The 24,689-nt window shown below is 56.7% G+C and carries 19 protein-coding genes and 1 tRNA gene; 4 read left to right on the forward strand and 16 right to left on the reverse strand.

Annotated features, from left to right (window positions below):
• The first annotated feature begins 244 nt into the window (after positions 1-244).
• Positions 245-403 carry a YqaE/Pmp3 family membrane protein gene (locus LUB09_RS21020; RefSeq protein WP_003194776.1) on the forward strand — a complete coding sequence of 53 codons (159 nt, stop codon included), beginning with the start codon at positions 245-247 and terminating at the stop codon, positions 401-403.
• A gap of 138 nt (positions 404-541) precedes the next feature.
• On the opposite strand, the gene pqqE is transcribed toward LUB09_RS21020, so the two are convergent.
• The 9 genes from pqqE to LUB09_RS21065 all read right to left on the reverse strand — a co-directional run bounded on the left by pqqE (position 542) and on the right by LUB09_RS21065 (position 9,418).
• Positions 542-1,672, reverse strand: a complete 1,131-nt coding sequence (gene pqqE, locus LUB09_RS21025; protein ID WP_245229033.1) for a pyrroloquinoline quinone biosynthesis protein PqqE — start codon at positions 1,670-1,672, stop codon at positions 542-544.
• The gene (gene pqqD / locus LUB09_RS21030; protein WP_209985568.1) at positions 1,665-1,940 is read right to left on the reverse strand and encodes a pyrroloquinoline quinone biosynthesis peptide chaperone PqqD; all 276 of its coding nucleotides are present in this window, start codon (positions 1,938-1,940) and stop codon (positions 1,665-1,667) included. Before pqqD ends, pqqE begins: the two co-directional genes overlap by 8 nt.
• On the reverse strand, positions 1,937-2,689 hold the full coding sequence (gene pqqC / locus LUB09_RS21035; protein ID WP_209985565.1) for a pyrroloquinoline-quinone synthase PqqC: 753 nt from the start codon (positions 2,687-2,689) through the stop codon (positions 1,937-1,939). The genes pqqD and pqqC overlap by 4 nt, the downstream gene beginning before the upstream one ends.
• Before the next feature lie 11 nt (positions 2,690-2,700).
• The gene (pqqB, locus tag LUB09_RS21040; protein WP_231423592.1) at positions 2,701-3,612 is read right to left on the reverse strand and encodes a pyrroloquinoline quinone biosynthesis protein PqqB; all 912 of its coding nucleotides are present in this window, start codon (positions 3,610-3,612) and stop codon (positions 2,701-2,703) included.
• A gap of 71 nt (positions 3,613-3,683) precedes the next feature.
• Positions 3,684-3,758, reverse strand: coding sequence for a pyrroloquinoline quinone precursor peptide PqqA (gene pqqA / locus LUB09_RS21045; RefSeq protein WP_003194766.1), 75 nt, complete (start codon positions 3,756-3,758; stop codon positions 3,684-3,686).
• A gap of 156 nt (positions 3,759-3,914) precedes the next feature.
• Positions 3,915-6,254, reverse strand: a complete 2,340-nt coding sequence (gene pqqF / locus LUB09_RS21050) for a pyrroloquinoline quinone biosynthesis protein PqqF (RefSeq protein ID WP_231423593.1) — start codon at positions 6,252-6,254, stop codon at positions 3,915-3,917.
• Positions 6,255-6,302: 48 nt separating this feature from the next.
• A complete protein-coding gene (locus LUB09_RS21055) occupies positions 6,303-7,097 on the reverse strand; it encodes a carbon-nitrogen hydrolase family protein (protein ID WP_231423594.1) in 795 nt (264 codons plus the stop codon).
• A 24-nt stretch (positions 7,098-7,121) separates the two neighbouring features.
• Positions 7,122-8,825, reverse strand: coding sequence for a flavin monoamine oxidase family protein (locus LUB09_RS21060; RefSeq protein ID WP_209985553.1), 1,704 nt, complete (start codon positions 8,823-8,825; stop codon positions 7,122-7,124).
• 146 nt (positions 8,826-8,971) lie between these two features.
• A complete protein-coding gene (locus tag LUB09_RS21065) occupies positions 8,972-9,418 on the reverse strand; it encodes an Lrp/AsnC family transcriptional regulator (RefSeq protein WP_003232633.1) in 447 nt (148 codons plus the stop codon).
• 428 nt (positions 9,419-9,846) lie between these two features.
• Here LUB09_RS21065 and drt3a point away from each other — a divergent pair, with 428 nt between their 5' ends.
• Together drt3a and drt3b are read left to right on the forward strand one after the other, a co-directional pair.
• Positions 9,847-11,193 carry an antiviral reverse transcriptase Drt3a gene (gene drt3a / locus LUB09_RS21070; RefSeq protein WP_231423595.1) on the forward strand — a complete coding sequence of 449 codons (1,347 nt, stop codon included), beginning with the start codon at positions 9,847-9,849 and terminating at the stop codon, positions 11,191-11,193.
• Entirely contained in the window at positions 11,186-13,228 is a 2,043-nt protein-coding gene (drt3b, locus tag LUB09_RS21075) for an antiviral reverse transcriptase Drt3b (RefSeq protein WP_231423596.1), read from the forward strand. Before drt3a ends, drt3b begins: the two co-directional genes overlap by 8 nt.
• Before the next feature lie 212 nt (positions 13,229-13,440).
• On the opposite strand, the gene LUB09_RS21080 is transcribed toward drt3b, so the two are convergent.
• From LUB09_RS21080 to rpsU, 7 genes are all read right to left on the reverse strand, one after another.
• Positions 13,441-14,226 carry a hypothetical protein gene (locus LUB09_RS21080; protein ID WP_231423597.1) on the reverse strand — a complete coding sequence of 262 codons (786 nt, stop codon included), beginning with the start codon at positions 14,224-14,226 and terminating at the stop codon, positions 13,441-13,443.
• 90 nt (positions 14,227-14,316) lie between these two features.
• Complete coding sequence (locus tag LUB09_RS21085; protein WP_231423598.1) at positions 14,317-14,688, reverse strand: plasmid mobilization protein; 372 nt, start codon at positions 14,686-14,688, stop codon at positions 14,317-14,319.
• A 227-nt stretch (positions 14,689-14,915) separates the two neighbouring features.
• Positions 14,916-14,992, reverse strand: a tRNA-Ile gene (locus LUB09_RS21090).
• Between the two features lie 15 nt (positions 14,993-15,007).
• Positions 15,008-18,751, reverse strand: a complete 3,744-nt coding sequence (locus tag LUB09_RS21095; protein ID WP_231423599.1) for an EAL domain-containing protein — start codon at positions 18,749-18,751, stop codon at positions 15,008-15,010.
• A 135-nt stretch (positions 18,752-18,886) separates the two neighbouring features.
• A complete protein-coding gene (gene rpoD / locus LUB09_RS21100) occupies positions 18,887-20,740 on the reverse strand; it encodes an RNA polymerase sigma factor RpoD (protein WP_231423600.1) in 1,854 nt (617 codons plus the stop codon).
• Positions 20,741-20,807: 67 nt separating this feature from the next.
• On the reverse strand, positions 20,808-22,778 hold the full coding sequence (dnaG, locus tag LUB09_RS21105) for a DNA primase (protein ID WP_231423618.1): 1,971 nt from the start codon (positions 22,776-22,778) through the stop codon (positions 20,808-20,810).
• A gap of 444 nt (positions 22,779-23,222) precedes the next feature.
• Positions 23,223-23,438, reverse strand: a complete 216-nt coding sequence (gene rpsU, locus LUB09_RS21110; protein WP_002551877.1) for a 30S ribosomal protein S21 — start codon at positions 23,436-23,438, stop codon at positions 23,223-23,225.
• 203 nt (positions 23,439-23,641) lie between these two features.
• Here rpsU and tsaD point away from each other — a divergent pair, with 203 nt between their 5' ends.
• Positions 23,642-24,667, forward strand: a complete 1,026-nt coding sequence (gene tsaD / locus LUB09_RS21115; RefSeq protein WP_231423601.1) for a tRNA (adenosine(37)-N6)-threonylcarbamoyltransferase complex transferase subunit TsaD — start codon at positions 23,642-23,644, stop codon at positions 24,665-24,667.
• The last annotated feature ends 22 nt before the right edge of the window (positions 24,668-24,689 follow it).

Here is a 24,689-nt window from a genome sequence, read left to right on the forward strand (position 1 = left end):
CGGGCTGGTCTCGATACTGGATACGATAAACCGACTCAACCGCATAGCCTGAACCGCCGTATACGGAACCGTACGTACGGTGGTGTGAGAGGACGGCGGGAGTAATCCCGCCTCCTACTCGATCCTGCGAAAAAGTCAGGCCGGGTCTGACGATGGCGCAATGCCAGAAACCACTGAACCCTCGCCGACGCCCAAGGTCGATTAGCTACACGGCTCGCACGAGCCGATTTTCTGGAGCTGACCCATGGATATCATTCGCATCATCATCGCCATTCTACTGCCGCCACTGGGTGTGTTCCTGCAAGTAGGTTTCGGCGGCGCGTTCTGGCTGAACATCCTGTTGACCCTGTGCGGTTACTTCCCCGGCATCATCCATGCGGTGTACATCATCGCCAAGCGTTAAGGCCTGTCTGTTGCGCTGAAGGTCAAATGCAGGAGGGGCTTGCTTCCGATGGCAGTGGAGCAGTCACTGATAGGTTGACTGAGCCACCGCCATCGGGAGCAAGCCCCCTCTCACATTTTCAGACCTCATGGTGTTCCTTCAGCCTTTTGCGATCAGCCGTGAATTGCGCTCATTGCGAAACGCCAGTTGTTCGATGGTCTGAGTGGCGTGCTCGGCTTCTTCCCTTGCCTGCAGGATGATGCCGTGGTGCTCGGACTTGCTGCACACCGGGTCGGCATTGCTGGCATCCCCCGTCAGCATGAACGCCTGGCAGCGGCAGCCGCCGAAGTCCTTTTCCTTTTCATCGCATGAACGGCACGGCTCGGGCATCCAGTCATAGCCGCGAAAACGATTGAAGCCGAACGAGTCATACCAGATGTGCTGCATGCTGTGGTCGCGCACATTGGGGAATTGCACCGGCATTTGCCTCGCGCCATGGCAGGGCAGGGCAGTGCCGTCCGGTGTGACGGTCAGGAAGATGCTGCCCCAGCCGTTCATGCAGGCCTTGGGGCGCTCCTCGTAATAATCCGGCGTCACAAAGATCAGCTTGCAGGGATGGCCCTCGGCTTCGAGCCTGGCGCGGTATTCATTGGTGATACGCTCGGCGCGCACCAGTTGCTCTCGGGTCGGCAGCAGTCCCACCCGATTGAGCTGCGCCCAGCCATAGAACTGGCAGGTGGCGAGCTCAACGAAGTCCGCCTCCAGCGCAATGCACAGCTCGATGATACGGTCGATCTTGTCGATGTTGTGCCGATGGGTGACGAAGTTCAGCACCATCGGATAGCCGTGGGCCTTTACGGCGCGGGCCATTTCCAGCTTTTGCGCAAAGGCTTTTTTCGAGCCGGCCAACAGGTTGTTCACCTGCTCGTCGCTGGCCTGGAAGCTGATCTGGATATGGTCCAGGCCGGCTTTCTTGAAGTCGCTGATCTTCTGTTCGGTGAGGCCGATGCCGGAGGTGATCAGGTTGGTGTAGAACCCAAGCTTGCGCGCCTCGCTGATCAGTTCGGCGAGGTCCTGGCGCACCAGCGGTTCACCGCCGGAAAAGCCCAACTGCGCGGCACCCATCTCGCGCGCCTCGCGAAATACCTTTATCCACTGCTCGGTAGTCAGTTCCTTGCCCTGCTCGGCAAAATCCAATGGGTTGGAGCAGTACGGGCACTGCAACGGGCAGCGGTAGGTCAACTCGGCGAGCAGCCATAGGGGCAGGCCGACAGGCGGTTTTTCAGGCAAGTTCGATCCAGTGCTCAGCACGGGCGACCTCCATGAATTGCTCGATGTCTTCACCGAGTTCAGGCACGCCGGGAAATTGCCGGTCCAGTTCGGCGATGATGGCTGTCACATCACGCTCGCCATCAATCAAGCCGCCAATCAGCGCGGCGCTTTCGTTGAGCTTGATCATGCCTTCCGGGTACAGCAGCACATGGCCTTTTTGCGCAGGCTCGTACTGGTAGCGATAGCCCTGGCGCCACACGGGTTTTTTGCTGCGATCAAAACTCATAGGGTGATCCCTTTATGCCAGACCCGCTGCGCGGTCACGCTGTGATACGGCGGGCGTTTGAGTTCGTAGGCCATGCTCATGGCGTCGAGCATGCTCCACAGAATGTCCAGTTTGAACTGCAGGATTTCCAGCATGCGTTCCTGGCCTGCACGGGTGGTGTAGTGCTGCAGCGTGATCGCCAGACCGTGCTCCACATCGCGGCGCGCCTGGCCCAGGCGGGTACGGAAATACTCATAGCCGGCCGGGTCGATCCACGGGTAATGCTGGGGCCAACTGTCGAGGCGCGACTGGTGGATCTGCGGCGCGAACAGCTCGGTCAGCGAGCTGCTGGCGGCTTCCTGCCAACTGGCGCGACGAGCGAAGTTGACGTAGGCGTCCACCGCGAAGCGCACGCCGGGCAGCACCAGTTCCTGGGAGCGCAACTGGTCGGGGTCCAGGCCAACGGCTTGACCCAGGCGCAGCCAGGCTTCGATGCCGCCGTCTTCACCCGGCGCACCGTCGTGGTCGAGCAGGCGCTGGATCCACTCGCGGCGGATTTCGCGGTCGGGGCAGTTGGCCAGGATTGCGGCGTCTTTCAGGGGAATGTTCACCTGATAGTAGAAGCGGTTGGCGACCCAGCCCTGAATTTGCTCGCGGCTGGCGCGACCTTCGTACATCGCCACGTGGTAAGGGTGATGGATATGGTAGAAGTCACCCTTGGCGCGCAGGGCTGCTTCGAATTCGGCGGTGGTCAGGGCTGTGTCAGTCATTTCGATAGCTCCTACAATTCAATGCTCATGCCGTCGTAAGCCACTTCGACATTGCGCCGCACCAGTTCCGCGCGCTCGGGGGAGTCCTCATCGAGGATCGGATTGGTGTTGTTGATGTGGATCAGCACCTTGCGCTGCTCGGGCAATTGTTCCAGCACTTCCAGCATGCCGCCGGGTCCGTTCTGCGCCAGGTGGCCCATCTCGCGACCGGTGCGCGTGCCGACGCCGCGGCGCTGCATCTCATCGTCGTCCCACATCGTGCCGTCCACCAGCAGGCAGTCGCTGCCGGCCATGATCTGCAGCAACGGCGCGTCGACCTTGCCCAGGCCTGGGGCGTAGAACAGCTTGCCGCCAGTGCGCAGGTCTTCGACGATCAGGCCGATGTTGTCGCCCGGATGCGGGTCGAAGCGATGTGGCGAATAGGGCGGTGCGGCGCTACGCAGCGGCAGTGGGGTAAAGCGCAGATTGGGGCAGGCCGGGATGGTGAAACTGGCGTCCAGTTCGATGCGGTTCCAGGCCAGGCCGCCGTTCCAGTGGGTAAGCATGGTGAACAGCGGGAAACCGGTGCTCAGGTCTTCATGGACCATGTCGGTGCACCACACCTGGTGCGGGCAACCTTCGCGCAGGCTCAGCAGGCCGGTGGTGTGGTCGATCTGGCTGTCCATCAGGATGATTGCGCTGATGCCGGTATCCCGCAGGGCGCGGCCGGGTTGCATCGGCGCAAAGCCTTGCAACTGCGCGCGAATATCCGGTGAGGCGTTGCACAGTACCCAATTCACACCGTCGTCGGAGATTGCAATGGATGACTGAGTACGCGCGTGGGCGCGCAGGCTGCCGTCGCGAAAACCTGCGCAGTTCACGCAGTTGCAGTTCCACTGCGGAAAACCACCGCCAGCGGCGGAACCTAGAATCTGGACAAACATGGCCGCTCCATCAAGCAAAGCTCAAAACAAAAACGCCCCGGGCGAACCGAGGCGTTGTATTACCCAGCGGATTAACGGCTGGCGAAGTACATGGTGACTTCGAAACCAATGCGCAGATCAGTGTAAGCAGGTTTGGACCAGGTCATGTTCTTACTCCTACGTAGGGATGGGATGTGTAATACATATAGTCCATCTCCTGTCGGAGATGTTCAGATGTGTGCGTGTGAATGTTACGCAATTCTTTTCAAGTTAGCGCTGTCTTGATGGAAAAAGCCTTTTGCAAAGGCAGCAATGATCGCTGTTCAGTTGATCATACGTGGGCCATTGGCCACATAGCGCCAGCCGCCCGCTGCAGTTTGCAACTGCCGGGCGGCGTGCAGCAAGTCGCCCCGGGTGCACGCCAGAATGCGTTGTTGCAGTTGCTGCAAGTAATCCGACGGGTGGCCTGCCAGATGCGCGTGCCAGAGCAGTTCGGCAGCTTGCGCAACGGGCAGCGCCTCGCGGGCAAACTGTTCGGCCAAGGGCCGGTTGCCCAACTCGTCGCTGCGCTCGATCAAGGCCGGCAGCTGCTGCAGGAAGCTGTGCAGGTGCTCGACGATGTCTTCCAATGACGCCGTGGGCGATTGCACACCCAACAGCAGTCCGGTTTGTCCGTTGATCTGTCGGACGCCGCTGAAGATCGCGTAGCCCAATTGCAGCTCGACGCGCAGGCGTTGGTAGAAGGGGGCTTGCAGCAGATGACCGAGCAGGCGCCAGGCCGCTTCATCGGCCAGAGATCCGCTCGGTGTGGGGCAGAACAGCAGCAGGGCGGCTTCGCTCGTGTCGGTTTTTACTGCGTGCCAAACGTGTTGGCCGGCAAGATCTGCAACGTCGTGACCAATAATCGCGGGTTGTCCAGGCAAGCGCGCGGCGGCCGCTTTGATCGCGGTCTCGCACGTGGCTGTCAGCCCTATGCCCAAGCCTTGCCAGCGGGCGTCGGACCAGGACGCTGGCGTCTCATCAGCGCCGGTCGCGTTGGCACAGCAGTCAGGCAGTGCCTTGAGCAGTGCCCGAATGGCGATCATCGGCACCGGCGCGGGAGCTGGCGCTTGCGGCTGTTTCAGCGCATGGGCCAAGGCTTCGAGCACCGCAGGCATTGGCTGTTGAAGACCGATCATCCTCACACGCCAGTCATTGCCCATAGCCTCGAAGGATAATTCGACACCGGCCTGACCGGCATTTTCGCGCAATGCCTGCAGCGTACTGTCCAGTTCGGGGGCGGGCGCGTTGAAGCGCCACTGCAGATACAGCGCGCCTTCATCACTGTCATCGGCCAGCGCATGGCTGAACGTCAGCGCCGATGCGTCCTTGCGGCCCCGTGAACGGTCCTGGGCAAAGGTGCGTAACCCGCGATGGGCGCTGGTCTGGCCGCGAATCAGGCCTGCGCGCTCTTCCTTGACAGGGGGGCGCAGGAAGGGATTGTTGGGAGCAGGCTGCCACCCGTGTTGGGACACGGGCAGGTGCAATGAGTCGAGCATGGCCTTGAGTGCTGCGACCGCAGGTTCCGACAGTGCTTCGCTGTGATTGCGGGCCAGCGCCAGTGCGCCCTGGGTCTGCTGCTGACGAGCGGCCAGCAGGGCGAACTCTTCGCGCAGGGAGGTCCAGTCACTGTGGGCAAAAAAGCTCAGCCAGTCGTACAGCAGTGTCTCGATCTGCGCTGTTTCTTGAGTCTCGACGGTGAAGTCGATAACCAGCAGCGCCTGCCCCGCAAAGTCGTACGGCACTGAGGCGTGCAGCGAGGTGGCCAGTTGCTGCGTTTTCAGTTCAGCCAGCAGCCCGCCCGGTGCCGAAGCGTTGAGCCAGGTACACAGAAATTCCAGGGCTTCGCGAGGGGCTTCGCAGCAAATGACCTGATGCAAGTGATTGCCGTCCAGGTGTTGATAGCTCTGCGCCTGGCCGGGCATCAAAGGCGGCGGCAAGGTTTGCGGGTGCAGGGGGCCTGAAGCCAGGGCGTCACTGAAGCGTTGCGCCAACGCCTCCAGTTCTGCCAACGGCTGTGGGCCTGCAAGGCTCAAGGTCATCTGCCCGCTTTGATAAAAGTGCTCATGGAAGGCCCGCAAGGCCTGTTGAAACGCCTGGCTTTCCACCGGCAGGCTGTCGCGATTGCCTGCGTGAAAACCCCGCAACGGATGATCGGCCGCCAGGCCCTGCAAAAGCGCCACTTGCTGTTGCGCCGCTGCATCCTGGGACCAGGCGATAAACTCTGCGTGCAGCACTTCCCGTTCGCGCAGTTGGTCTTCGCTTGTCAGCCGAGGGTGGGTCAGCATGTCTGCCAGCCGTTCCAACCCATCGGCAAAGGTCGAGACCGGTAGCTCAAAGAAGAAGTCGGTGGCGCGCTCGCGGGTGCTGGCATTGACCTGACCACCATGACGCTGCACGTAGGCCATCAGCCCATCGCTTGCAGGAAAACGCTCTGTCCCCAGGAACAACAAATGCTCAAGAAAATGCGCCAGACCAGGCCAGGCCAACGGCACATCATGGCTACCGGCAGCCACGCGCAAGGCTGCAGCGCAACGCTTCAAACGCGGCGCATGGCGCAACGAGACGCGCAGGCCGTTGGCCAAGGTCAGGTGGATGGGATGAGATTGGGCCGGCGCAGGCATGGGCACTTCCGAAGCGAGGGAAGTGCCTATGCTAACAAACCCGCTGGATCAGGGCTTGTGCAGCGCGCCGTACAGTTCCGGGCGGCGGTCTTGCAGATAGTGGTTGGCGGTGCGGGCAGCGAGGATCGATTGGCGATCCAGCGCCGCGACGATCAAGGCTTCGTCCAATCCCGCCTGGGCGACGCGCTGACCGTCCGGCGCGGCGATGCTGCTTTGCCCGCAATACTGGATCTCGCCTTCATGCCCGCAATAATTGGCGTAGGCCACGTAGCACTGGTTCTCGAAGGCGCGCGCCCGCACGGTGACGTCAGCCACAAAGTCGAACGGCACCATGTTGGCCGTGGGCACCAGGATCAGCTCGGCACCGGCCAGGGCCAGGCGCCGGGTGTTCTCCGGGAACTCCAGGTCATAGCAAATCAGCAGCCCCAGCTTCCAGCCGTTGAGTTCCACCAGCGGAAAATCATCGCCGCCGGCGCTGAACATCGAACGGTCGAGGTCGCCGAACAGGTGTGTCTTGCGGTAATTGCACAGGCGTTGACCTTGCGCGTCGATCAACTGCACGGCGTTATAGACCTGGCCATCTTCGGCGCGCTCCGGATAGCCGTACACAATCGCCAAGCCGGCGTTTCGCGCAATCTCGGCGATGGCCAGGGCAGAATTCCCGTCCTGCGCCTCGGCCAAGGCACCTGCTGCTTCGAGGCCAATGTTGTAGCCGCTGAGAAACATCTCCGGCAGCACCAGCACATCGGCGCCGGCCGCCTCTTGCGCCACCTGGTGCAGGCGCTTGAGGTTGCCGGCCACGTCCAGCGGCAGCGGCGGGCATTGATACAGGGCGACACGCATGACGCAGCTCCTTGAGTCGGGCAGTTATTCAGGCAGGGCAATCGGCCCGATTTCATCGAACACGTCACCCGGCCCCGGGTTCTCGGCGTGAGTGCTGCCACCAAAGTGATTCATGATGCCCCACACCGCGTTGAGGGAAGTTTGCACCGCGCCTTCGACCCACGCAGGCGTCCAGGACACATCGTCGCCGGCAATGAAAATCCCACGCTGCTCGGCGGGCATGTCCTTCTGCATGAAGTGCGCGTACATCCGCTGGTTGTAGCGATAGTGGCCGGGCAATGCGCCCTTGAAGGCGCCGAGGAAATGCGGGTCGGCTTCCCAGGACACGGTGATCGGATCGCCGATGATGCGCGCCTTGATGTCGACTTTCGGGTAAATCTTGTTCAGGGCGTCCAGCGCCAGTTTCACCCGTTTATCGATGGGCTGCGGCAGCATTTTCAGCGCGTCGCTCATCCACGAGTACGACAGGCAGATGACGCCCGGCTTGTCGTCGCCATTGTCGAACAGGTAAGTGCCACGGGTCAGGCGGTCGGTGAGGGTCATGCTCATCAGGTCGCGGCCGGTTTCCGGGTCCTTGTCCTTCCAGAACGGGCGGTCGACCATCACGAAGGTTTTCGACGACTGCATATAGCGCGTGCGGTCCAGAGCCATCCACATCTTTTGCGAGAACAGGGTTTCGTCGCATTCGATCTGTGTGGTCAGCAGCCAGCTCTGGCAGGTGGTGAGCACCGCAGCGTATTCGCGGGTGTCGCCGTAATTGTCGGTGACCGCGAAACGGCCACCCGCCGCATGGGCAATGCGCTTGACCCCGGCCCGTGGCGCGCCGCAGTGCAATGAGCTGAGGCTGGTGCCGGCCGGCCAGTGGGCGCAACGCTCCGGCACATGGCGCCAGATGCCCATGGGCACCTGCGCCACGCCGCCAACCACCAGGTGCTGGTGATCGTCGCAGTTGGTCATCACCACGCGAAAGATCTCCAGCATCGAGTTGGGGAAGTCCGAGTCCCAGCCGCCGGTGCCGAAACCCACCTGGCCAAACACTTCGCGATGGTGGAACGACAACTTGGCGAACGCCTTCGAGGTGGCCACGAAGTCGTAGAAAGTGCGGTCGTCCCACAGAGGCACCAGCTTGTTCCACAGCGCTTTCAGACGCGGCACATCGCGGTCGCGGATAGCCTGCTGGATATCGCCGAACTGCGAACCGGCCTCCAGCGCATCGGCCCAGGCGTCGGCCACTTCCTGGAACAGCGCCGGCAAGTCCGAGAGTTTCTGCGCGTAGTGAGTCTCGCCTTCCAGATCAATCACCGTGCTGCCGGAGGCCGGCGTCAGCGGGTTGGGAAACGGTTTGGTTTCCAGCCCCAGCTTGTCCACATAGTGATAGAACGCCGTGGACGACACCGGAAACCGCATGCCGCCCAGCTCTGCAATGATGCCCTCGGCGCCTTCGAACGCCTGGGAGCGCAAACGGCCGCCCATTTTCGAGGCTTCGTACACCACCGGCTTCAGACCCAGCTTCATCAGCTCATAGGCCGCGACCAGCCCGGCAATCCCCGCGCCGACAATCGCCACCTCGGCGCCGTGATTGGCAGCAGGAATGCTGCCCAGGCCCGCCGGGTGCTCAATCCAGTCATCAAAGGCAAACGGAAAATCCGGGCCGAAGATAGTGATCGGTTTTTTACCGTCGGCAGGGTGGCGAATGGTCTTGCTGAGGGTGCTGGACGGAATGCTCATGGCTGACCTTGTTGACGACTCGACGGGAAGCGACCCGCTGAGTATAGGAAAAGATGGCAGCCAGTTTAGGGAGTGCAGAGGTCATTAATAAGACGCAATGTGTCGTCATATTGAGCTGGTTTTAGTCAATATGACGAGTCGATCGATCAGATTGGTTGTGCGCGATCCAGTTTGTTGCTGAGGATGATCGACGTGGTGGTTTTTTCAACGCCGTCGACACTGCCGATCTGATCGAGCAGTTGGTCGAGTTGCTCGGGCGAATCGGTGCGCAGCCAGGCCACATAATCGAATTCGCCGCTCACCGCGCAGAGTTGCTGCACCTGAGCCATGGCGCTGAGTTTGCGCAGCACTTCCTTGCCGGAGCGTGGTTGTACGGTGATGCCTACATATGCCTGCAGACCCCCATCGGCGACACGTTGACTGAGGCGAACGCCGTAACCGGTGATCACCTGGGTTTTCTCCAGCCGCGCCAGGCGAGAGGTGACCGTAGTGCGCGCGATGCCGAGCTGCCGAGCGAGCATGGCCACGCTTTCGCGGGCGTTCAGTTGCAGCGCAGCGATGAGTTGGCGGTCGATTTCGTCTAGGGTGGCCAAGGGGGCTCCGGGATGGGGGGCGGTTGGTGGCATGTTACAGGCTTGTGCGGGGATGTCAGCGAGGAGGGGTGGACACTCTTTGGACTCATTGGCATTTACGGCGGAAATTTGCGCTGAAAATCCAGAGGTCAAGAACGACAAAAGCCGCGCAGTGCGCGGCTTTGAGTATGGTGGGGCCAGTAGGACTCGAACCTACGACCAAGGGATTATGAGTGTGTAAGCAAAGCCAAGTATCTACAGAAATTGTACATAGGCTAGCGTAGGTACAACAAGCCCAAAGCAACGGAGATAAAGGAGTTTACCGAAGGTTAACGAAATGTATCAGAACTGCTCTGTGTACTGATACTGTACCTCTTGGTAAGGACGCTGGAGAGGTCGCCATCCGACAGAGGGGCGCCTTTATGCGGTATTGACATGGAGAATTAGCGATGGATCAGACGGTAACTGTCAAGAATCTCAAGCGATTGTTTGATGAAGACCAGAAAAAAGGCGGCAGCCTTGAGCAGAAATTTTTCCCCGATGCCTTCGCTTTAAAGCGAAAGATAGCTTTTATAAAAAGATACTATAAATTCCTTAGGTCGAGACTTAAAAAAGCATTAATCACTGAAGAAATCTTTTTGGCACGGCATAGCCGTTTGCGTATGGTTTTAGACGCTAGGCGGGAAAAATATGATGTGGTTATAACTGATTTGTTGTCTTCAATTGCTGAGCTAATTAATAAGAAAGATTTTAGGCTTGCTGTTCATGCTCTTCCTGAATTGGTAAATGGTAAGCAGGTGTATAGTGTTGGCAGCACTATCGAGAGTATATTAGCTGCTAGGCATCTTCAAAAAATCCTTAAAGAGTTATACGGTATACGGTTGGCAGGTAGAGATCTGATTGTGAATCAGATTAAAAGCTTGGTTTTTGATGGCTTTCCAAAGTATGTAATTAAAGCAGATATAAGCGCCTTCTACGAATCGGTCGATCATAAGTTGCTTCTGGAGCAGTTACACGGATCTACAAAACTGTCGGTTTTGGTTAAGCGGCTTATTACTCGGGCAGTTAAAGATTATGTTTCTCTGTCTGGTTCTGAAAAAGGATTACCTCGAGGTATCGGAATTAGCGCGTACTTAGCTGAAATATACCTAGCGAAGGTTGATCAGGATCTAAGGCAGTCTAGCGATCTCGTGTACTACTCAAGATATGTCGATGATATGTTTCTTGTATATGCCCCGAGAAGGGCAGAGTGCACTGTCAGTTATCTTTCAGAATTGAAAGGTATTCTTGGCAGGAAGGGATTAGTTGTTAATAGTAAAACCGATGAGATTTCGTTTCTTACCGAGCAAAAAGGTAGCTTTGAGTATCTTGGGTATGCATTCAAAGTCGACGGTGCCAGTAAAAAGGTGACGCTAAGTCATAAGAAATGTGAAAAATATCGTGCGAGAGTCAAGAAAAGCTTTGATGAGTATAAGGCTAAGCAAGCGTGGATGAGAGACAAATCTTCGAAAGACCTGATTGCTAGAATTGGATTTTTAACATCCAATACCAGGCTGTTTAATCGCAAGAGTAATGCTTTTATTGGCGTGTATTTCGGAATTAAATTTATAAATGACACAAAGCAACTCATTGGTTTAGATCACTTTTTAAAACATCAGATTGGAATGCTCGATGATGAGCGTTTAAAGAGGCGGCTCAGTCACTACTCATTTGAGCTCGGCTTTAATAACAAGATTTTTAGAGAGTTTGATCCTAGAACTTTATCCGAGATGTCTCGGGGGTGGCTACATGGCTAAGAAAGCATTATCAATAAACTTTCCTGTAGAGCGAGCTGTCTTGTCCGATGTTTTACCTTTTGAGGTTCCAATAGTATTTTCGAATCGGCATTTCTATAAGTTTCTGTGTGAGCACGGTGTTAAGTATAGTAATTTTACATTCAGTTGGTTTGCTAAAGATGATGCGTTGGATGAGTTGGTTAAACTAGTTGTGGGTGTCTCTATTGAAAAAGAGATTTCCCGAGTAGATAGGTCGGGCGTGCTATATTCCACCATGGTGTTAGAGAAGAGAGAGATTTCCTCTATACCGTTTGCATTTTCCATTTCGCATAAGGAAGATCAGCTCAGGCATTTATCTTTAATACATCCTCGTGCGCAAATGTTAGTGGTCGATTTTTATGATGAGTTCAAAGATCTAATAATATATTTTTCGGGCAGGAGCGAATACAGCTTGCGCATGCCCAGGCGTGTGGCGGGCTGCACTTACATTGATGCTAGAGCGTTAATTGAAAAAAGAGAAACTAGCGATTCGGTTGTTGAGCTCGAAGGTGATGACTATGAGAATTTAAAATCTTTTTTTGTGTATGAGCGATTCAGCAATGTATTTAAATTTTATGAGTCTATAGAGCATTTAGAGGGCGAAAGAGAGTTTAGAAATCTGGCTAAGCTGGATGTTGCATCGTGCTTTGATCGTATATATACGCACTCGATTGCTTGGGCGATTTATAAAAAAGAATACGCAAAAAATAATCTCGGGGCGTTGCCCGAAACGTTTCCAGGCCGATTTGATTGGTTGATGCAGAAACTAAACTATAACGAGACTAACGGTATAGTCATTGGGCCGGAGGTTTCTAGAGTTTTTGCTGAAGTAATCTTCCAAGCTGTCGATGTTGACGTGTCTAGAGCTCTTGAGGAAAAAGGATACTTCAACGGGAAACAATATCGCATATATAGATATGTTGACGATTTTTTTGTTTTTTATAATGACGAAAATGTTTTTGTTGATATCAAGTCGTGCCTTCAGGAGTCGCTGAAACTATACAAGCTCTCGTTGAATAAAAACAAAGAGGAAGTTTTAGCAAGGCCAATTATAACGTCAATATCTATCGCGAAAAAACGAATATCAGACTTGTTTAATGAAAAGCTTTGCTATGATCTTGAACGTTTCGACAAGGATGGTGTTGAAACCTTTAAAGGCTCGATAAATATCAACCAGTTCGGTCTGATAACTGATTTCAAATCAATTCTATCAATCTCTTCCGTAGAATATAAAGATGTTTTGAATTATTCGCTTTCGATCGTTGATAAAAAAGTGTCGCGAATTATTTTTGATTACGAGCGGCTAGATCCTGATCATGCCTCTCCTAAACAATTGGCGTGCTCTGTAGAGGCTATCATCGGTTTTCTGTTTTTTATTTATTCGGTTTCTCCGAAAGTTAATACCACCATTAAGCTTTGTCGGATAATGCAAAGGGTTATTACCTTCGTAAGTAAGCATGAAGTAGGTAAGGAGCATTGTGCGTCTATATATCGACAGATTTTCGATTGTTGCTGTAGTGTGCTCGATCAGGCAGCTAATACTAAGAATGTGCCCATTGAAACGCTTTATCTGCTTGTGTTGATGCGGCAGTTGGGTACTTCATATTGGTTGGATGAAAAAACTCTTGGTAAGTATTTTAATGTAGTGACTATCGGTGATAGAAGAGAGTTCGGTGCCGAGTTGAGTTACTTTTCGATTACTACTATGTTTTTCTATATCTCAGATAAGGTGAGATATTCCAACTTGAAGAAATTATTGATTCTTCACGTTCAGAATAAATTCGATGATCGCAAAAATAATTTGCCTGGTGACACAGAGATGTTGCACCTATCCTTAGATATACTGTCTTGTCCATTCGTTGAAAATGACTTAAAGCGAAAAATATTGGCTCTCTACGGGGTATCTGGCCAGAATTTCAGAAAGATCGCTGGCTTCAACGATTTTTGGTTTACTAAATGGAAAGATTTCGATTTTTCCAGAGAACTGGACGCTAAGATTAGTCAAGAGGTATACTGACATCGATGCATCATGCGCCTTAAAGGCTGTTTGCAGTCGCACACACCAGCATCATTGGCGGTCCGTCCTACGCATGGAGGTCTGCCATCGGACGGTCCGCATGAGCCGCTCGGTCAAGGTCCCTCTGCTCCTGAAAGCGTAAGGCCGCTCGGGAGTGGAGAGATTAAGATTTTTATGTGCTAAAGCCCTCCGGTCCATCTTCGATTTACGACCTATCTAAGATCATTCATGACACCACTGATGGCACCTATGTAAGTTTTTATGCCGTTTTCTTCCAAGAACTGCGCGCATTGTGCGTAGGTGTAGCCCTCTTGACGCAGCCGCGTAAGTTCGGGAATGAATGGCTGTAACCTGTCTCGAAGTGTTGCTTTTCGCTCAGGCGGCTTTACATTTTGCATGAACTGCTCAGCAGTGATTCGAAGAGTTTCTTCCCCTTTACCATCATTCTCGCTCTCTACGTTTGCTTGGTAGATAGAGTAGTGTTGTTGAAAAATATAAGGCTGTACATCGAATAGTGCGGTCACCTGTTGCGCCAGATGGCGGACTGCTGATGCTACAGAGTCGAGCGCATCTCTTTCACCATCTTCCAAATCATATGCAGCTCTAATGCTCGCAACCACATCTGCTACGCCTGTCAATAGTTCGCCTTGAAGAGTTTGGCCTATTTTGTCTAAATCGCTACAAACTTCCATGCAAACGCTATTGATTAGTTCTGTTCCAGATATCTCTGATGGGCTTTTCTCAATTTTGCTATCGGATAAAGAAAGTCCTAAGGCAACTCTCAACGCCTCCGAGTCACCGTCAGCTACTAGCATTTCATGCCCGAACATCTTGCAGGCAATGAGAAAACGTCCAATAAGCTGTCGTTGGGTGGGATTGAATTCTTTGCGTGTGATATCTAATAAACTAACGGCTGCATCGAGCTCTTCAAACACCGTGGCGCACATGCTGGTTGACGCCTTGGTTGGAAATTTTATTTCTGGGAAAAATTTGCCCACTGCATCACCTCTAATCATGACATGCGTTTTTGAGCCAGTTTCCAGCGGCTGAGGCTGGCATCCTGGAGCTCGTAAACTATTTCGGTATGTTTATATATAGGTTGATAGCTGAGCTATCTCACTCTGCGTGATGCTTTCGCCACCGCGCGCATTCAGGTTTTTCACGATCTGATTTAGGTTTCTGCCGATAGCCCGTAGCTGACCTGAGGACTCCCAAAGGGCCTTTGTCGTTGCCATCGTGAACTGAGGTTGATTGGTCAGGCTTGCTCTAACGGAGTTGATCACCCAGCGCTGTGGTGAGCAACCCTCGGCCTCTGAGCGTGCCAAAATTTCATGATGCTCGCTCGGTGTGAATCGAATTTCAAGCCGTTGTTTTGGGCGTTCGTCGGGTTCGCCAGTGACTTGTTCTGAAATCCATTCTTTAACGTTAGATGGGATTTCATCTTGGATGACGTAGCGCATTAGCGCAAAGTTAACTGCTTTCCTGATGGCTGAGAATCGTCGCTGTCAGGACGCATCTTCTGCGAGAGCATCACAAATTCGTTCAGGTCAATTTCGCCTGTGATGTGGGTGCTCCTAGGCGGCTGGCGAACCAGCACTGTACCTAAATTGTACCCTTGGACCATAGGACTGTATTTGAGATGGTCCCGCCAGAAACGCGAAAGCCGCGCAATGCGCGGCTTTGAGTATGGTGGGCCCAGTAGGACTCGAACCTACGACCAAGGGATTATGAGTCCCCTGCTCTAACCAACTGAGCTATAGGCCCTCAGTAGGTCGCGGATTATAACGACGGTTTCTTCACTGTGCCATCCGTAAAATTCTCAATCTTCGTACGAAGAAACGCCTCGGCAAAAAGGCCCGGCGGTAATGGCAGGCTCACGATGTAACCCTGCATCTGTTCACACCCTTCCGCCGCCAGGAAATCCTGCTGCGCCGCATTCTCCACTCCCTCGGCGATGATGGTGAATTGCATGCTGTGGCCCAGGGCGATGATGGCGCGGACGATGGCGGCGTCGTGGGGGTCATCGGGGAGGCCGCGGACGAAGGACTGGTCGATTTTCAGGAAGTCCAGGGGCAGGCGTTTGAGGTAGCTGAGGGAGGAGTAGCCGGTGCCGAAGTCGTCAATTGCCAGTTGCACGCCGAGGTGTTTGAGCTGGTGCAGCACTTTCAGGGCCTCTTCGGCCTGGCTCATGATGAAGTTTTCGGTGATCTCCAGTTGCAGGCAGCCGGGGTCGAGGTGGTAGTCGTGCAGCAGTTGTTCGATGCGCGCCAGCAGGTTGGGGCTGCGCAGTTGTGCGCCGGCGAGGTTGACCGAGAGCGGGCCGAATGTGTCGAAGGTGCCCTGCCAGGCGTGCAGTTGCTGGCAGGCTTGTTCCAGCACCCAGTCGCCGATCTGCAGGATGGTGCCGTTTTCTTCGGCCAGGGCGATGAAGTGTTCGGGCGGCACGTCGCCAAAAGTAGGGTGGTGCCAGCGGATCAGGGCTTCGGCGCCGATCAGTTCCTGGCTCGTCAGGCTCAGCTTGGGTTGGTAATACAGGCTCAGTTCGTCACGCTCGATGGCGCGGCGCAGTTCGTGTTCCAGTGCCACGCGTTCGCTGGCCTGGGTGGTCAGGTCACTGGTGTAGCTTTCGACCCGGTTGCGGCCCTTGGCTTTGGAGCGGTACATGGCGGCATCGGCATTCTTGACCAGGGTGGCGACGTCGGTGCCGTCCTCGGGGTACAGGCTGGTGCCGATGCTGGCGCTGATGAAGAACTCGTGTTCGCCCGCCTGGAACGGCTGCGTGAAGCAGGCGAGCAGCTTGTTGGCCAGGTAGTCGGCGTCGCTGGCGTTTTGCAGGCCGGGCAGCAGGATGATGAATTCATCGCCGCCCAGGCGCGCAACGGTGTCGATGTCGCGCAGTTGTTCTTTGAGGCGCACGGCGATGCCTTTGAGCAGCAGGTCGCCGATGGGGTGGCCGAGGCTGTCATTGATGTGTTTGAAACGGTCCAGGTCGAGGAATAGAACGGCGCCTTGTTGGCCGGTTTCCTGGTGGCCATCGAGAGCGGCCTGCAGCCGGCTTTCAAACAGGGTGCGGTTGGGCAGGCCGGTGAGCGGGTCGTGGTGCGCCTGGTAATCGAGGCGGGCCTGGGCAAGTTTGAGGCTGGAGATATCGGCGAACACGGCAACGAAGTGGGTGATCACGTCGTCGCGATTACGCACGGCGTTGATGGTCAGCCAGCTGGGGTACACCTCGCCATCCTTGCGACGGTTGGCGATCTCGCCTTGCCAATGCCCATGGGCGGCCAACTGGTGCCACATCGCAGCGAAGAACGCGCTGTCGTGCTGGCCGGAGGCGAGCAGACGCGGGGTTTGGCCCAAGGCTTCAGCCTCGCTGTAGCCGGTGATTTCGCTGAACGCGCGGTTGACTGCGCTGATGTTCTGCGAGGTGTCGGTGATCAACACGCCTTCGGCGGTGCTTTCGAACACGGTCGCGGCCTGTTGCAGTTTCTCCTGCATCAACTGACGTTCGGTGATGTCGCGGGCGATGGTCAATATGCAGGCTTCATCACCGATGGGCAGGGGCCGGCTGGACACTTCGCAAAGCCGGATCTCCCCGTCGCTGCGCCGTATGTGGCAAATGAAGTCACGCACGAAGCCGTCGCGTCGTATCAGATCCAGCATGTGTTTGCGTTCGTTGAGATCGACCCAGATGCCCAGCTCCATGGCTGAGTGTTCCAGAGACGTGGCGGAGGTGTAGCCGGTGAGACGGCTGAAGCCTTCGTTGACCTCAATCAACAGGCCGTCCCGCTGGCGACTCAGCAACAAGCCGTCGGGCGAGGCATGGAAGGCTTTGGCGAACTTCTCTTCGGAGGTTTGCAGCTGTTGCTGGGTTTCCTTGAGCTGGGTGATATCGCGCACCACGACGACGATGGCTTCCGTGGTATCGAGCAGGAACGGTTCGGCGGAAATCAGCCCGATGAACGCCTGGCCATTGCTGCGCCGGAAGGGCAGTTCCAGGTTGCGGATACTGGTGGTCTGGACGCGCTTCAGCAACTCCGAGCCGATGCCGGGAATGCCCCAGATATCCAGCTCGGTACCGGCCTTGCCGATTACCTGCTCGGCACTCAGGCCAATCTGGTCTTCGAAGGCTTTGTTCACCTCGAGCAGGCAGCCGTCGGAAAGGCGCGCGATCACCAGGATGTCCGGGCATTGCTGGAACACCGAGGCGAATTTCTGTTCGGAGCGCTGCAGGGCTTCTTCCGTGCGCTTGGCTTCGCTGATATCGATCATCAACCCGCGCAGCACGGGTTCGTGCCCGTGTTCGATCAGGCTCACGATGTCACGCACCCACAGGCAGCGGCCGTCGGCGGTGATAACCCGGTAATCAATGCTGTGGTCACGGTTGGCGCGCGTTTCACGGTTGCAATAGGCTTCGGCGCGGGTCAGGTCGGCGGGGTGAATGATATTGCGCCAGAAGCCCGGGATCAGCCAATGGGCACGGGGGTAGCCGAGTAAATCCTCAGCGTGGGGCGACACGTAGCTGTAGGTGAAATCGGTAACGCTGGCTTCCCAGGCGATGGCGGAAAGGCTCTCCACCAGGCCGCGGTAGTGGTATTCGCTGCTGCGCAGTTCCTGTTCGAGGGCGACGCGGCGGGAAATTTCCGAACTGAGCCGGCGATTGATCTGAATCACGATGGCCAATACGGTGATCAGCAGCAATACGGCGGGTAGGCCGTAGGTCAACAGGTCTTTCCAGAAAGTGCGGTGATCGTTGATGCCGCCTACCCAGCGTTGCTGGATGGCTTCGGTTTCGCCGGGGGTGAGGTCGGCGAGCACCTTGTCGAGGATGCCCACCAGGACCTTGTTGTCGCGCGGCACACCCATTGCCAGTTGATAGCGATAGGGCGTTTCGCCACTGACGTACAGGCCTTCCAGCTTGAGTTGGCGCAGGCTCCAGACGCTGGAAGCCAGGTCTCCGACTACCGCATCCACCTCGTCGGTGGCCAGCGCCTGCAAGGTCGAGCTGACATTGGGCATGGCGACCAGATTGAGGTCGGGATGGTGGCTGCGCAGCAGCTCATGGGGCGCATAGTTTTCCACCACGGCAATCTTCAGCCCGTACAGGTCCTGAAGGTTGCGCGGTTTGGCGCCACCCTCATGGGCCAGGATGACGATGGGGAAGTCCAGGTAAGGCCGCGTGAACGCAATGAAGCTTTGACGCTCAGGGGTGGACATGACGGCAGGCAGCAGGTCGAGCTGATTGTCTTTCGTCAGATCGAGAACCGCCCTCCAACTTCCAGGCTCGATCAGTTTGACCCTGACGCCCAGGCGATCCTGTATCAGGCGAATATAATCGGCCGCAAGGCCCTGGTAACGGTCATTTTCATCACGGTATTCAAACGGTGGCCATAAAGGGTCCACACCGAGTTTCAGCTCCTGATGGTCCGACAGCCAGCCACGCTCTTCATCAGTAAGCGTCAACGCGCCAGCCGTTGCGGTCCAGGTCAGCAGCGACAGCAGTATCACGGTCGGCAGTCTGGGCATAACGGTCTCGTTATGGCACGGGGAATATTTCGAGTGTAGACGGGCAATGCGGGGGGAGGGAGAGGCGAGGCAGTTAATCTGTAGAAAGACATGTACAGAAAGCAAAACCCCCGGCCTGGGCCGGGGGTTCTGGTATCACTCGTCGAGGAAGGAGCGCAGATGCTCGCTTCGCGTCGGGTGGCGCAACTTGCGCAGCGCCTTGGCTTCGATCTGACGGATCCGCTCACGGGTCACGTCAAATTGCTTACCGACTTCCTCAAGGGTGTGGTCGGTATTCATGTCGATGCCGAAACGCATGCGCAGTACCTTGGCTTCACGGGCAGTGAGGCCGGAGAGTACGTCGCGGGTTGCTTCCTTGAGGCTCTCAACGGTGGCGACATCGATTGGCGACTGCATGGTCGAGTCTTCGATGAAGTCACCCAGATGGGAGTCTTCGTCATCACCGATCGGGGTTTCCATGGAGATCGGCTCTTTGGCGATCTTCAATACCTTGCGGATTTTATCCTCAGGCATTTCCATGCGTTCGCCCAGCTCTTCCGGGGTCGGTTCACGACCCATTTCCTGCAACATCTGCCGGGAAATGCGGTTGAGCTTGTTGATCGTCTCGATCATGTGCACCGGAATACGGATGGTGCGTGCCTGGTCAGCGATCGAGCGAGTGATCGCCTGACGGATCCACCAGGTGGCATAGGTCGAGAACTTGTAACCGCGACGGTATTCGAACTTGTCCACAGCCTTCATCAAGCCGATGTTGCCTTCCTGGATCAGATCGAGGAATTGCAGGCCACGGTTGGTGTACTTCTTGGCGATGGAGATCACCAGACGCAAGTTGGCTTCAACCATTTCTTTCTTCGCGCGGCGGGCCTTGGCCTCACCGATCGACATGCGACGGTTGATGTCCTTGATCTCGGCAATCGTCAGGCCGGTCTCGGTCTCAAGCGCGGTCAACTTCTGTTGGCAGCGGATGATATCGGGCTGCAGGCGACCGATGGCTTCGGCGTATTTCGCCTTGCCCTTGGCCAGCGCATCGGTCCAGCTTTCGTCAACTTCATGGCCTGGGAACTGGCGCAGAAAGTCGGTACGCGGCATGCGTGCATCACGCACACACAGCTGCATGATTGCGCGCTCTTGTGCACGCAGACGCTCGAGGGCACTGCGAACACGCTCAACCAGGCCTTCGAATTGCTTCGGTACCAGTTTGATCGGCATGAACAGCTCAGCCAGGGCCAACAGCTCGGCAATTGCCTGCTTGTTGGAACGACCATGCTTCTTCAGGGCCTTGCGTGTGATTTCCATTTGATCGGAAACCGCACCGAAACGCTGTGCAGCGATAACCGGATCCGGGCCGCTTTCGACTTCGTCTTCGTCGTCGCTGCTGCTGCCTTCAGTCTCTTCGTCGTCGGTCTCGTCGTCCGCTTTCGGGGCTTTCGGATCGACCGGTGGCGGTACTTCGGCGGCAGGCGGCGCAATGCCATCGTCCGGGTCGATATAACCGCTCAGGACGTCGGACAGGCGGCCACCTTCGGTGGTGACGCGAGTGTACTCGGAGAGAATGTGGTCAACCGTGCCAGGGAAGTGCGCGATTGCGCCCATCACTTCACGGATACCCTCTTCAATGCGCTTGGCGATTTCGATTTCGCCTTCACGCGTCAGCAACTCGACGGTGCCCATTTCACGCATATACATGCGCACAGGGTCAGTCGTGCGACCGATGTCGGTCTCCACCGCAGCCAGCGCGGCAGCGGCTTCTTCAGCGGCTGCCTCGTCGGTGTCGGCGTCGGCCAACATAAGGGCGTCCGCATCCGGAGCACTCTCGTGTACGGGGATCCCCATGTCATTGATCATGCGGATGATGTCTTCCACCTGCTCAGGATCTGAAATATCCTCAGGCAGGTGGTCGTTGACCTCTGCGTAAGTCAGATACTTCTGCTCACGACCAAGGGTGATCAACTCTTTGATACGAGACTGCTGTTGCGCTTTTCCGGACATAACACCCTATCCACTGAAGGTCTTGGCGGGCAAAAAACAAGCCGAGGATTATACCCGAGCTATGACCTCACACGCCAGCTGAGGTCGGGTTTGATGCTGAAACATTCTGTTTTAATAGGTCGCGCATCTGTTTTGCTATCTGAATTTGCTCTTCAGCCGACAATCCTGGCTGCCTTGCTCTCTTGATAAGCTCATCGAGGGTCTGCGTGTGCTGACCCGCAGATAACCTAGTAATGGTGTCTAAAAACTGTTGTTCAAGGTTATCGCCGTCAATTAGCCACTCCTTTTCTGCGAGTGCTTTCAACAAACGGCCCTGTTCGGTGCCATGCCAACGAGCCATCAACTGGATGGAGTTTAGCTTAGGATTTTTCTGCACGGCTTCGATCAGGGCAATCAGCACCTGAGCGTAGGTATTGCTCTCATTGGCAAAATGCTCGGCACTTTCAACCCTGCCCGCCAGTTCCGGGTGGTGGATGAGCGTGCGCAGAGCAATCAGCGTGGGTGCTTCGACGGCGACCGGTGTTCGCGGGGCATAAGCCTCGTCGCGATCACCGCGCTTGAAATTCTTGCTCCAGGGTTTCTTTTCCCACTTCTTGCCGCCGGCACCGGGTTTCTTTGGCGTCCAGTCCTGCTGCGGCGCATAGGCGTCCTGCGGCGGGTGAAAGTCGGCGTAGTCCGGCATGGCATCGTAGTCCATGCCCGGATCATAGGCCGGTGGTGCGGTCTGCGGCGCGCTGTGCACCAGCTGGCTGACGGCCTCGCCGCTCAACCCGGTAATTTCCAGCAGACGCTGGCGCATCAGGGTGCGCAGGTTGGCGCCGGGCACCTTGTCGATCAGTGGTGCGGCGAGGGTGGCCATGTGGGCCTTGCCCTCAAGGGAGCGCGGGTCGGCTTCCTCGGTCAGTTGCTGGAAGAAATAATCCGCCAGCGGCTGTGCATGCTGGTTGATGCGCGCACGGAATGCATCGGTGCCTTCGGCGCGTACCAAAGTGTCCGGGTCTTCGCCTTCGGGCAGGAACAGAAAGCGCGCGCGGCGCCCGTCCTGCAGGCTCGACAACGTAGCTTCGAGGGCGCGCCAGGCGGCGTTGCGACCGGCCTGGTCGCCATCGAAACAGAACAGCACGCTGGGTACCACGCGAAACAGCCGCTTGAGGTGTTCTTCGCTGGTGGCGGTGCCGAGGGTCGCCACGGCGTTGCGCAAACCTTGCTGGGCCAGGGCGATCACGTCCATATAGCCTTCAACCACGATGATCTCATCAAGGTTGCGATTGTTCTTGCGCGCTTCATACAGGCCATAGAGTTCCTGGCCCTTGTGGAACACCGGGGTTTCCGGTGAGTTCAGGTACTTGGGCTTGTCGTCGCCCAGTACGCGCCCACCAAAGGCGATGATACGACCACGGCTGTCGCGGATCGGGAACATCACGCGGTCGCGGAAACGGTCGTAGCGCTTGCCGGTCTCGGCGTTTTCCACCAGCAGGCCGGCATCGATCATGGCTTTTTGCTGGAGCGTGTCGCTGCTCAGATGCTTGTACAGGTTGTCCCAGCCGGGCGGCGCGAAGCCCAGGCCGAAGTCCCGGGCGATTTCGCCGGTGAGGCCGCGGCCCTTGAGGTAGTCGACGGCGGCCTTGCGTTGCGGATGGCTCTTGAGCGCCTGACGATAAAAGTCGGCGGCAGCGGTCAGCAGCGGGTACAGCGGCGAATCGGTGGGCTGGCGCGGTTTGTGCGGGCGGCCACTCTCTTCGCGGGGGACTTCCATGCCGGCGGCTTTAGCCAGGTCCTCGATCGCCTGGGGGAAGTCCAGGTTGTCGTGGTCCATGAGGAAGCCGAGGGCGTTGCCGCCTGCGCCGCAGCCGAAGCAATAGTAGAACTGCTTGTCGGGGCTGACGCTGAACGACGGGGTCTTTTCCTTGTGGAACGGGCAGCAGGCGGTGTAGTTCTTGCCGGCTTTTTTCAATTGCACGCGTGAGCTGACAACATCGACGATGTCGGTGCGGTTCAGAAGGTCGTCAATAAAGCTCTGGGGAATCAGCCCGGCCATGGCGTTCTCGTCATCACTGCGTGTCAATCGGGGTCCATGAAGTGTTCAAGCGCAGCTATCGAGTGCTCGACCAGCTTGCGTCTGCATGGATTGTCAGGAAGTGTATCTGCCGAACATTCTCTGACGTTAGGTTTCTATCAGGAGTCGGCATGGAAATGTTGCCCCGGTATCCGGTCTTGGCCTGCGGGCGGCCTCGGAACTCGTCAATGGGCACAGCCGACACGGTTGATCGTCTGTTTGAAGAATAAGTGTGCTCGTCAGTAGCCTTGTTAGGCTCGTCAGAAGAGACGCGCACCGCTGGCAAAAGAGCCAGTCCTGACGTGTGAAGCGGTTGTATCGGTCGCGTGTGCGGCGTCAACAGTGAAGCATCAAGCGATATCCGCAAATGCCAACAGCCCGGCTGAGGGCCGGGCTTGGCAGAAGCTTGCTACGAACGTCTGTGTATTAGTACAGACGAACGGCGCGGCGCTGTTCGCGCTGAACTTTCTTGGCGTGACGCTTAACAGCGGCTGCTGCCTTGCGCTTACGCTCAGAAGTTGGCTTCTCATAAAATTCGCGGCTACGAACTTCAGCCAGAACACCGGCTTTTTCGCAGGAGCGCTTGAAACGACGCAGAGCTACGTCGAAGGGTTCGTTCTCTTTTACTTTGACGGCTGGCATCCAGAGCTACCTTCTTTCATTACCGGGATTCAACGTTCTCGTCGCAAAAAATTCGCGGCTGAGGTCGTCGGTTTTTAAGGGTTGCGGATGTTAACCCCTCATTGCCCGGAATGCAAAGCCTCTGATCGAAAACCGCTAGGCGGGAGGGGGAGTGGCGACTATTATGCGCGCCTTCGAATTCAGCCTCTACAAGGCGCAAACCCATGCTAGTACTGGGACTTGAAACCTCCTGCGATGAAACCGGTGTCGCACTTTACGACAGTGAACGCGGGCTTTTGGCCGATGCACTGTTCAGTCAGATCGACTTGCACCGTGCCTATGGCGGCGTGGTGCCGGAGCTCGCCAGCCGCGATCACGTCAAGCGCATGCTGCCGTTGATCCGGCAGGTGTTGGACGAGGCCGGCTGTGTGCCGACCGAGATCGATGCCATCGCCTACACCGCCGGTCCCGGATTGGTTGGAGCCCTTCTGGTTGGGGCCTCTTGCGCGCAGGCGCTGGCATTTGCCTGGGGCATTCCGGCCCTCGGTGTGCACCACATGGAAGGCCATTTACTAGCGCCCATGCTGGAAAAAACACCACCGCAGTTCCCGTTCGTCGCTTTGTTGGTGTCGGGCGGCCATACGCAACTGGTTCAGGTCGATGGAATCGGTCAATACACCCTGTTGGGCGAGTCCCTGGACGATGCCGCCGGTGAGGCGTTCGACAAGACCGCGAAGATGATGGGCCTCAATTATCCTGGCGGCCCGGAAATCGCGCGCCTGGCCGAAAAGGGCGTGGCCGGTCGCTATACCTTCCCGCGTCCGATGTGTGATCGCCCGGGGCTGATGTTCAGCTTCAGCGGTTTGAAAACCTCGGCACTCAACACCTGGCAGCAAAGCGTCAGCGCCGGGGACGACAGTGAGCAAGCCCGTTGCGACATCGCTCTGGCGTTCCAGCAGGCCGTGGTGGAAACTTTGACCATCAAGTGCAAACGCGCGCTCAAGCAGGCGGGCATGCAGCGCCTGGTGATCGCTGGCGGCGTCAGCGCCAACAAGGCCTTGCGTACCTCGCTGGAAAAAATGCTCGGTGACATGAAGGGCGATGTGTTCTACGCACGCCCCGAGTTCTGCACCGACAATGGCGCGATGATCGCCTACGCCGGCTGCCAGCGCCTGCAGGCCGGGCAGCATGAAAGCCTGGCGATCAGCGTGCAGGCGCGCTGGCCGATGGAGCAGTTGTCACCGTTGTAAGGCTTGCGCATGAACCGGGTTC

Origin of the sequence: Pseudomonas sp. Leaf59, assembly GCF_920984685.1 — a bacterium.
Classification (GTDB): domain Bacteria; phylum Pseudomonadota; class Gammaproteobacteria; order Pseudomonadales; family Pseudomonadaceae; genus Aquipseudomonas.

Excerpts from the sequence above, each read along its gene's own strand:
- LUB09_RS21020 (WP_003194776.1), top strand. The coding sequence starts at position 245 with ATGGATATCATTCGCATCATCATCGCCATTCTACTGCCGCCACTGGGT.
- pqqD (WP_209985568.1), bottom strand. The coding sequence starts at position 1,940 with ATGAGTTTTGATCGCAGCAAAAAACCCGTGTGGCGCCAGGGCTATCGC.
- pqqC (WP_209985565.1), bottom strand. The coding sequence starts at position 2,689 with ATGACTGACACAGCCCTGACCACCGCCGAATTCGAAGCAGCCCTGCGC.
- pqqB (WP_231423592.1), bottom strand. The coding sequence starts at position 3,612 with ATGTTTGTCCAGATTCTAGGTTCCGCCGCTGGCGGTGGTTTTCCGCAG.
- pqqF (WP_231423593.1), bottom strand. The coding sequence starts at position 6,254 with ATGCCTGCGCCGGCCCAATCTCATCCCATCCACCTGACCTTGGCCAAC.
- LUB09_RS21055 (WP_231423594.1), bottom strand. The coding sequence starts at position 7,097 with ATGCGTGTCGCCCTGTATCAATGCCCGCCGCTGCCGCTGGACGTGGCC.
- LUB09_RS21060 (WP_209985553.1), bottom strand. The coding sequence starts at position 8,825 with ATGAGCATTCCGTCCAGCACCCTCAGCAAGACCATTCGCCACCCTGCC.
- drt3a (WP_231423595.1), top strand. The coding sequence starts at position 9,847 with ATGGATCAGACGGTAACTGTCAAGAATCTCAAGCGATTGTTTGATGAA.
- drt3b (WP_231423596.1), top strand. The coding sequence starts at position 11,186 with ATGGCTAAGAAAGCATTATCAATAAACTTTCCTGTAGAGCGAGCTGTC.
- LUB09_RS21085 (WP_231423598.1), bottom strand. The coding sequence starts at position 14,688 with ATGCGCTACGTCATCCAAGATGAAATCCCATCTAACGTTAAAGAATGG.
- LUB09_RS21095 (WP_231423599.1), bottom strand. The coding sequence starts at position 18,751 with ATGCCCAGACTGCCGACCGTGATACTGCTGTCGCTGCTGACCTGGACC.
- rpoD (WP_231423600.1), bottom strand. The coding sequence starts at position 20,740 with ATGTCCGGAAAAGCGCAACAGCAGTCTCGTATCAAAGAGTTGATCACC.
- dnaG (WP_231423618.1), bottom strand. The coding sequence starts at position 22,778 with ATGGCCGGGCTGATTCCCCAGAGCTTTATTGACGACCTTCTGAACCGC.
- rpsU (WP_002551877.1), bottom strand. The coding sequence starts at position 23,438 with ATGCCAGCCGTCAAAGTAAAAGAGAACGAACCCTTCGACGTAGCTCTG.
- tsaD (WP_231423601.1), top strand. The coding sequence starts at position 23,642 with ATGCTAGTACTGGGACTTGAAACCTCCTGCGATGAAACCGGTGTCGCA.